9 protein-coding genes and 1 pseudogene are annotated in these 8203 nt (G+C 57.6%); 5 read left to right on the forward strand and 5 right to left on the reverse strand.

Features of this window, described 5'->3' with window-relative positions; genetic code table 11:
- Positions 1–116: 116 nt before the first annotated feature.
- Positions 117–356, reverse strand: a complete 240-nt coding sequence (locus H7B90_RS17220; protein ID WP_185137135.1) for a heavy-metal-associated domain-containing protein — start codon at positions 354–356, stop codon at positions 117–119.
- Between the two features lie 164 nt (positions 357–520).
- On the opposite strand from H7B90_RS17220, the gene H7B90_RS17225 reads away from it, so the two are divergent.
- The 3 genes from H7B90_RS17225 (at position 521) to H7B90_RS17235 (ending at position 3528) form a co-directional block, all read left to right on the forward strand.
- On the forward strand, positions 521–1042 hold the full coding sequence (locus H7B90_RS17225) for an RNA polymerase sigma factor (RefSeq protein WP_185137136.1): 522 nt from the start codon (positions 521–523) through the stop codon (positions 1040–1042).
- Complete coding sequence (locus H7B90_RS17230) at positions 1023–2066, forward strand: DUF4179 domain-containing protein (RefSeq protein WP_185137137.1); 1044 nt, start codon at positions 1023–1025, stop codon at positions 2064–2066. The genes H7B90_RS17225 and H7B90_RS17230 overlap by 20 nt, the downstream gene beginning before the upstream one ends.
- A 253-nt stretch (positions 2067–2319) precedes the next feature.
- A complete protein-coding gene (locus H7B90_RS17235; RefSeq protein WP_185137138.1) occupies positions 2320–3528 on the forward strand; it encodes an MFS transporter in 1209 nt (402 codons plus the stop codon).
- 93 nt (positions 3529–3621) lie between these two features.
- Here the strand turns inward: H7B90_RS17235 and H7B90_RS17240 are convergent, their stop codons facing one another.
- From H7B90_RS17240 to H7B90_RS17245, 3 genes are all read right to left on the reverse strand, one after another.
- Positions 3622–4263 (reverse strand): rRNA adenine N-6-methyltransferase family protein, encoded by a 642-nt coding sequence (locus H7B90_RS17240; RefSeq protein WP_311772746.1) that lies wholly within the window; start codon positions 4261–4263, stop codon positions 3622–3624.
- Positions 4212–4451 (reverse strand): rRNA adenine N-6-methyltransferase family protein, encoded by a 240-nt coding sequence (locus tag H7B90_RS33440; protein ID WP_311772745.1) that lies wholly within the window; start codon positions 4449–4451, stop codon positions 4212–4214. Before H7B90_RS33440 ends, H7B90_RS17240 begins: the two co-directional genes overlap by 52 nt.
- A gap of 240 nt (positions 4452–4691) precedes the next feature.
- Positions 4692–5831: an NADH-dependent flavin oxidoreductase gene (locus tag H7B90_RS17245; protein WP_185137139.1), complete on the reverse strand. Its 1140-nt coding sequence runs from the start codon at positions 5829–5831 to the stop codon at positions 4692–4694.
- Positions 5832–6063: 232 nt separating this feature from the next.
- On the opposite strand from H7B90_RS17245, the gene H7B90_RS17250 reads away from it, so the two are divergent.
- Together H7B90_RS17250 and H7B90_RS17255 are read left to right on the forward strand one after the other, a co-directional pair.
- The gene (locus H7B90_RS17250; protein WP_185137140.1) at positions 6064–6930 is read left to right on the forward strand and encodes a helix-turn-helix transcriptional regulator; all 867 of its coding nucleotides are present in this window, start codon (positions 6064–6066) and stop codon (positions 6928–6930) included.
- Between the two features lie 15 nt (positions 6931–6945).
- Positions 6946–7293, forward strand: a complete 348-nt coding sequence (locus tag H7B90_RS17255; protein WP_185137141.1) for a winged helix-turn-helix transcriptional regulator — start codon at positions 6946–6948, stop codon at positions 7291–7293.
- 5 nt (positions 7294–7298) lie between these two features.
- Here H7B90_RS17255 and H7B90_RS17260 read toward each other — a convergent pair.
- A pseudogene (locus H7B90_RS17260) lies at positions 7299–7861 on the reverse strand (NAD(P)H-dependent oxidoreductase).
- Positions 7862–8203: the final 342 nt, after the last annotated feature.

An 8203-nucleotide genomic window follows, 5' to 3' on the forward strand; every position in this document is an offset into this window, starting at 1 on the left:
GCCTATACAGGAATGTTTAGAAGACGAACGAGAAAAAATCCACATCCTCCCGGGATGTGGATTTGCCTGATCTTCCGAGCCGACCGAAGCTCCTTCTCTCTCCTTACGCGCCGCGCTTACCCCGCATCGATCACCGAGACCGTGACGGCTTTGCCCTTCGGCTTGAACGCCTCGTAGATCGCCTCGACCATCGTCTCCGTCCCCAAGCCGGGCTGCCCTTCGCCGTGGCGGACGACGACCTCGGACGAAGCCAGATCGACGCTCGCCGCAGCTCCGAGCTCGGCCATCGCGTTCACGATCGTGTTCGCGCAGTTGTCGCAGGTGATGCCCAATACTTGCAATTTCGTTGTTTTCATAGCCAATTCCTCCCTTTGGAATATCCGGTGCATGAATCTATCATAGGACGGGGGGAGCTCCTTCGACGCGCAAATCCCGCACGGGAAGCCGCAAATGTTTGCGGGGCTCGCGCAATGAGATATTATCGATGCGTCGATCGTGTTGGATGTAGGAGGGGAACATATTGGCAAGCCATTCTACGCCGGGAGCGGGAGCGGATGCGGAATGGGCGGAGGTCTATCGACGGCACGCCGATCTCGTCTACCGGCAATGCTATCTCTACCTGCGGAATCCCGTCGATGCGCAGGACGCCGTTCAGTCCGTTTTTCTCAAGCTGATCCGATCCCGAATGACCTTCAAGGACCGCGAGCACGAGCGGGCGTGGCTGCTCGTCACGACGCGCAATCATTGCAAGGACGTTCTCAAGAGCGGATGGAGAACCCGCCGAGCCCATCTGGAAGCTCTGCCGGATGTCGCCGATTGGACCGGCGAGGAGCCTTCGGATAAGGTGCTGTCGAGACTGCTCGCGCTTCCCGAGAAATACAAGACCGCTCTCTATCTCTACTACTACGAAGAGTATTCGGTTCGAGAAATCGCGGAGCTGCTTGGCGTAAACGAGAGTACGATTCAAACGCGGCTCGCCAGAGGCCGCAAACGTCTGAAGATCGATTTGGAGGGGAATTTCCATGACCAAGGGCCACATTAACGAGCTGCTTCAAGCCCTCGCGCCAACCGACGAAGACAAAGAAATCATGCTTCATCGCATTCAAGCCCAAAGCGCAAGCGCGAATGCTTCCATCCCGCGGCGGGAACGGCGGACGCCTTCAAGACGGTTAAAGCCCGCTCTATGGGCCGCCGCGCTCGCGGTCGTTCTGACGACGACGGCTTTCGCTGCCGCGTATAAGGGATTGGACGAGGCCTTCGTGAAATTCCTTAACCCCGTAAATCATGAACAGAATGAACATTTGTCCAATGGCGCTTACTCGGCGAACAAGCAGGTGACGAGCAAGAGCGGGACCGTAACGATCAAGCAAGTGATCGGCGACAGCAACCTGACCTACATCCTCCTGGACTTCGCGGCTCCGGAAGGCACGGTGCTGAACGCGGCGCGGTACCGCTTCGAGTACGGCGGGATCGATTCGGATCAGAGCTTCCAGAGCGTGGGCTTCCGGCTGCTCGACGACGGCCGTCCCGACGACAACCGGATCAGCCTCGTCATGAGCGTCATGACGGAAGAGTCCGTGGCGGGCCAGAAGGTTCGTCTTACGTTGAAGGATTTGCAAGCGGCGCCCCCGTATCCGGGAATCTTCGAGACGATCATCCCGGACACTTGGGAGACGGACCTCCAGCTGAACTTCAAGGAATACTCCAGCGCTTATCCCGTCCGCCAGAGCTTGAAGCTGTTCGGCTACGCGGCCGTCCTAAAATCGGTCTCCGTCTCGCCGATCTCGATTACCTTGAAGCTGGAGAGCGACTTCCTGAAGGAGATCAACGAGGCTGCGGGTCGCATGAAGGAGGTCGGACCCAACGAATATTTGGATCCCTACCCCGTTACGATCCGCTACCGCGACGGCACCTCGGAGACGACCCGCCTGTTCAACGGCTTGCACCTGTCGAAAAACCTGGACCGCGAGATGCTGATGATCAAGACGTTCGACAAAGTCATTAACGACAAGGAGATCGATTCCATCGAATTTTTCGGCCGGGAAATTCCGATTTCCACAATGTGAATAACTCTGTGCACAGGCTGTGGGTATTTTGTGCATAAAGTCGCGTTTATTGGAGCTGTCGCCGGTACTTTGCCGGCGGCGGCTTCTTTTTTACGGGGGCGGCAGACGGCCCCGTTCGCCCGCGGGACTGTGGATAACTGCATAACTGCAAAAAATGGCGGTTGACGAACGTCGGCGATCCGGGATAGAATGGGGCGGTAATTCAGTTATTTAGTAAATTACTGATTTACTAAATCGAAAGTGGAGGATGAAGATGTGGTCTAACCGTTACATTCGAACGATTATCCTCTCCCGGGCGCTGCTGCATTCGGGAATATGGATTCGCAACTATGCCGTGCTGCTGTACGTGACCGACTTGACGAACAATAATTCGACTTACGTATCGCTCATCTCGGTCGCGGAATTCGCTCCGCTCTTCCTGTTCGCCCTGATCGGCGGCACCTTCGCCGACCGATGGCGGCCGAAGCGGACGATGGTGTGGAGCGACCTGCTGTCCGCCTTCTCCGTCGGGGCCGTGCTGCTCGCCCTCTTGAACGGCGGGTGGATCGCGCTGCTCGTCGGATCGTTCGTATCCGCGAGCCTGTCCCAATTTTCGCAGCCGTCGGCCATGAAGCTGTACAAACGGCACGTGCCCGGCGAGCTCCTGCAGAGCGCGATGGCGATGTCCCAGACTCTTGTCGCCGTCTTCACGGTATTGGGCCCGGTGATCGGCACGTTTATTTACTTGCGGTTCGGCATCGAGGCGTCCCTCGTCCTGACGGCCTTGCTGTTCCTCGGTTCTTCGCTGGTGCTGTCGTCGCTTCCGCGCGACGCGGAGGAGCCGAAGTCCGGAGGGGCCGGCGGCTTCTTCAAGGAGCTGGCGGCGGGGATGCGCTATATCGGGTCCAACCGCCCCCTTCGGACGCTAAGCCTGACCTTCGCGGTCGTCGGATTGGCCTCGGGGGTGACGCAGCCGCTTCAGATCTTCCTGGTCATCGAGAGATTGGGACAGGACAAGGCGTTCCTGCAGTGGCTCGTCATGACGAACGGGGCCGCCATGCTGGCGGGCGGAATCGCCATTATGGGGATCGCCAAGAAGGTGAAGCCTCAGCTCCTGCTCATGGTCGGCTTGCTCGTCACCGCCGTCTGCACGGCCGGAATCGGGGCTTCCACGGCCATCGGGATCACGATTCCCCTGCTCGTAATCAGCGGCTTCGTGTACCCATGCATTCAAGGCGGGATTCAGACGCTTATCGTGCGGAACACGGAAGGAGCCTTCATGGGCCGGGTGTCGGGGGCGATTACGCCCGCCTTCATGGGAATGATGGTGATCGGCATGTCGCTGTCCGGCTATCTAAAGAATGCGACTTCGCTGCTGGCGGTATACGCGGGGAGCGGGGCCTTGATTATCGTCGGGGCGCTGCTGCTTCTCCCGCTCGTTGCCGAGAAGCGCGGTCATGCGAAGAGCGGTCCGGCGGCTTGATCGCCTTAAGCAACGAATCCCTCCCCATCCGTTAGCCGGCTCCAGCTTGGCCGTGAATGGGAGAGGGATTCATGCGCTTAACCGTTCATGCCCCTAACTCTTGCGCAGCTTGGGCCAGCGATGCGGTTCGACGTGTTTAATCATGGAGAGGAAAAGCATGCCCCACTGTCGTTCGTTCAGAGTACAAACGGGTTGATTACGCTCGATTCTCAGCTCCTTCGCCAATCTCGTCACCTGCGGGGAGGTAAATACGTCTCTGATCGCTTCTGCGAAAGGCAGCCATGGATCATGGAGCGCATGGGAAGCCAAGGCCATGAACTTCCTTCGAAGGCGGATGGGGACCTCCGGATTGTGCTTCTTGCAGACGGTAACGACGGCCGAATCGACGCCAGGCGGCGGGGAAAAGTTGTCGGGCGGCACGGTCCGAACAAGCCGGATCTCGAACCCCAGTCTCCAGGTTAGAATACGCGGGTCCGTGATCGGATCGGTCGTAAACCGTTTGGCGGCCCCTCTCTCGATGAGAAATACGGCACGTTGCATGAACGGGCTCGAGGCCCCCAGCAGCTTGTCGAATATGGGGGTCGTAATGGAATACGGGATATTCGCCACTACGAAGAACGGACTAACCGGAAGCTCGTACCGAAGAATATCCGTTTGCTTGACTCTAATATTCGTTTCTTCTTTTATTTTGCTTCGCAATTTCCGAACGCTGGCGGGATCGTTCTCGATCGCGATGACGGTTCCTGCTCTCTCGGCAAGAGGAAAGTGATCGCGCCCGTTCCCGCTCCGATGTCGATCACCGTGTCGTTCCGGCCGATCCTGGCCAGACGGACCAGCTCGTAAATCAAGGATTTATTGATTAACAAATGTTGCGCGGAGAAGTTGATCTTCTCTCGACGGTATCTTGGCTTCTTTTTGGACATAGCAAAAAACACCTCATTCATTCGTAATGGAGAATGAAAAAGGTACAGCACAAATAACCCTGGGTTCCCCCTAAAACGGGACCGCGGATGCAGGGTTATAAATGTCCTGTACCTCTCATTAACGAATACGAATGTATGCGATGCCGAAGCCGTACATAAACGATAGTTCTCCTCTAGCTTTGAACTGAGCGAACACCTCTAAAGTTTAACATTCGGGTCTTTCGCAGTCAAAAGGAGTCTTCATTGCCGTTCCGCTCGATCGGCGATCGGGAACCATCCCGGCGTATGGACGATTTGCTGCCACAGGGAATCCGAGATCCCCAGTCGATCTCTATCGTTTAACGTGATCTCCGTACGGATCTCGCCTTCTTGGCCTTGCGCGAGTTTGCGAACCCAATCCGGGTCGATAATCAGGGCTCGTCCCAGCGCGATCAAGGGAGCAATACCCGATTGCAGCGCTCTAAGCGCCTCGTCGGGCGTGCGGATCGAACCTACTCCGATCACGGGAACTCTTCCCCCGACGAGCTCGTGAATGAGCTCCATTCTCGAACGAGTGTCTTCCACTCCGCGTCTAGGCTTGGACCAGAAGTCCATTAAGGAGACGTGCAAATAATCCAAGCCTTTGTCCGCGAGGGAATCCGCTAATTTTAGGGTATCCGCCATCGTAATGCCGGGCGTCATCTCTTCCTCCGGCGAGAACCGGTAGCCCACGAGGAACGGCCCCTTGGCATGCTCCGCCGCCGCTTTTCTCACTTCATCTACGACCGCGAGCGGGAACGCCATCCGCTTATCGATGCTGCCGCCCCAACGATCGTCCCGTCGATTGGTGAACGGCGAGAAAAATTGTTGAATCAAAAACCGATTCGCCCCGTGAATCTCGACCCCGTCGAACCCGGCCTCGATAGCCCTGCGGGTGGCGGCTCCGAACGCGCGAACGATCTCTGCGATCTCCTGATCCTCGAGTGCCCGGGGGATCGCGCTCGCCCCCTCCTTGGCGATCGCGCTCGCGCTTACGATCTCGCCGTTCGGCACGACTTCGGGCGGACATTCGCGGCCGCCATGGAAAATTTGGAGAATGGCCTTCGCCCCGCTCTTCTTCATCGTTGCCGCCAACGTTCGCAGGGTCGGAATCTTATCGTCATGATCGACCCCGAGCTCCCCGTCGAACACCTTGCCGCTGGGCGTGACGTATGCACTTCCCGTGACAGCCATGCCGACGCCGTTCGAACGGCTCTCGTAATACGCGAGCTCCTCGTCGGATAGCTTGCCCTCTTGCTGGGAAGAAGCGATCGTCATGGGCGCCAGCACGAGACGATTGTTCACTTCGACCCCGTTCTTGAACCGATACGGCTCCATCAACGGCTGATATTTCGGATTCATCGATATCGCTTCCTTGCTCATAAGGATCCCTCCGGTTTTCTTTATTTACCCTCATCCGCTACAATAATAGCGATCGGCCGGATGGGCGTTCGCCAAGGCGGCAGCGGGTTACGGAAATATCTTACCCCCTGCCGGCGGATACGAGGAAGATCACCGTTTATAGCGACATTCCTTATACGGATATCGATGATCCTGATAGTACGAGTATCAGGTTGAAGGGAGCGAAATAGACATGAGCGACGATCAACGGCGTACGGAGCTTAGCCGGTTTCTGCGGGCGCGGCGGCAGAGACTGTCCCCGGAAGAAGCCGGGCTTCCGCACGCCGAACGGACTCGCCGGAGAACCAAGGGGCTGCGGCGGGAGGAGGTGGCGGCGCTCGCCGGCATCTCGCTGCCCTGGTATACGATGCTCGAGCAAGGCAAGGAGATCAACGTCTCGGATCAAGTGCTGGACAGCCTCGCGCGAGCGCTGCGCCTGAATGCCGACGAACGGATGCATTTGATGTATCTCGCCAATCCCCGGCCTATCGAGCTGCGGGCGAAGCCGAGCGACGACCGTCCGGCCGTGCCGCCTTCGCTGACGTATTTGCTGGATCAGATGCCTCTGGTCCCCGCCTATATCTCCGACGAGAAGCTGAACGTGCTGGCCTGGAATCCGCTCGCCTCCGCGGTGTTCGGCTCGTTCGAGTCGGCGAACCGGCGCGAACGCAATATGCTCTGGCGCCTGTTCATGATGCCTTCTTCCCGATCGCTCTTCGTCGATTGGGAGCTTGTGGCCGGCTCGCTGCTCGGGCATTTCCGCGCGATGTATACGATGCATATCGAAGACGTCTGTTACCGGAGCTTCATCGACGAGCTCAAGGAAGGCAGCCCCGAGTTTGCCGTCTGGTGGGACAACTACGAAGTGGCGTGCATCAGCCAGAACCGTCGCGAGATCGCGCATCCGCGGGTCGGGAAGCTGAATCTGGAGACGAAGCTGCTTCGCGTAGAGGACAGCCGGGACCGGTATTTGAACGTCTTCATCCCCGATCCGAACGACGGCTCGGCGGCACGGCTGGCCAAGCTCGCGGAAGAGACGCCGGTCACCATAACCACGTGAGGGGAGGCGCGGCGAATGCGCGACGAGACTTGCGTTCCGACCGGCGTCGAACTCGAAGACACCGGGTTCGGCTATACGCTGTCCTTGATAGGCGGCAAGTATAAACTGATTATTTTACACTGGCTGGCTGAAAATAAGGTGATGCGGTTTAACGAGCTTAAACGCCGAATCGGCACGATCTCCTTCAAAACGCTCAGCCTTATGCTGAAGGAGCTGGAGGCGGATGGGCTTATCGTACGCGAGGAATTCCCCCAAGTGCCTCCGAAGGTCGAATATTCCTTGTCCGAACGCGGGCGGTCTCTTCTTCCGCTGCTGCACATGATGTGCGATTGGGGAGAGAAGAACCGATTGTCCGCTCGGTAGGTCGGTTACAGGTTATCAAGAAAGCGCAGATAGTCTTTGGCGCTGCTCTCCAATCGGCTGGCGGGCGGCTCGTTCTCTTCTCCGGGAACGTTTCGCCGGGCTCGTTCTCCATCCCGTAGAACGCGAAGAACGACCGGTAATCGGCGTTGCAATAAAGGAAGGTCGCTTCGAACGGCGACAAAATCTGCTTCAGAGAATAGCGGTACCTTCCGTCCTCGCGATAATTCTCTTCCCGGATTCCGGCGGAGACGGCCAGAGCGGCTTGGCGGTTCTTCAGTTTGTCACCCCCGTTGGAGCCGTAGGCCCAGCCATACGTCAGAACCTCGTCCAACCACCTCTTGAGGAGCGGCGGGCAGTTGAACCAATAGATCGGGAATTGCAGCACCAGAGGCCCGTGCGATTCGATGAGCCTCTGCTCCTCTTGCGCGTCGAGGTTCCCGTCCGGGTAAGCCTTGTGGAGTTCATGCACCGTATACCTCTCCGGATATTTGCGCAGCTCTTCGACCCATCGCTTGTTGACGGCGGACGTCTCGAGGCTCGGGTGCGTTACGACAATCAGGGTTTTCATATAAAAGGTTACCCTCCTTCGGCGGATTTCCCTTCCGAGTATAAAGGGCATGCCGCAAGCGCGTAAGTACGCACATTTAGTACAGGTACTTACGTTGAGGAGAGTGTCTGGCAGGCACGGTGCTGGCGTCAAGTTTCGATCGGGGGAGGCGGCTAACGAATCGAGGAAGCGCTATTTGGATGAAAATAGTGGATTTTCGATTCTAACGAATCGTATAAACGTTATTTCGTGCCGGAAGCCCATTTTTCCGCCGGGTGGCCCTAAATAAGATCGCTGGAGTTCGTTAGAGTTCCAAAATGGGCTTCTGAAGCCAAATAGCGACTCCTGGGTTCGTCCCTCGTA

Origin of the sequence: Cohnella xylanilytica (genome assembly GCF_014212175.1) — a bacterium.
GTDB classification, from domain to species: Bacteria; Bacillota; Bacilli; order Paenibacillales; family Paenibacillaceae; genus Cohnella; species Cohnella xylanilytica.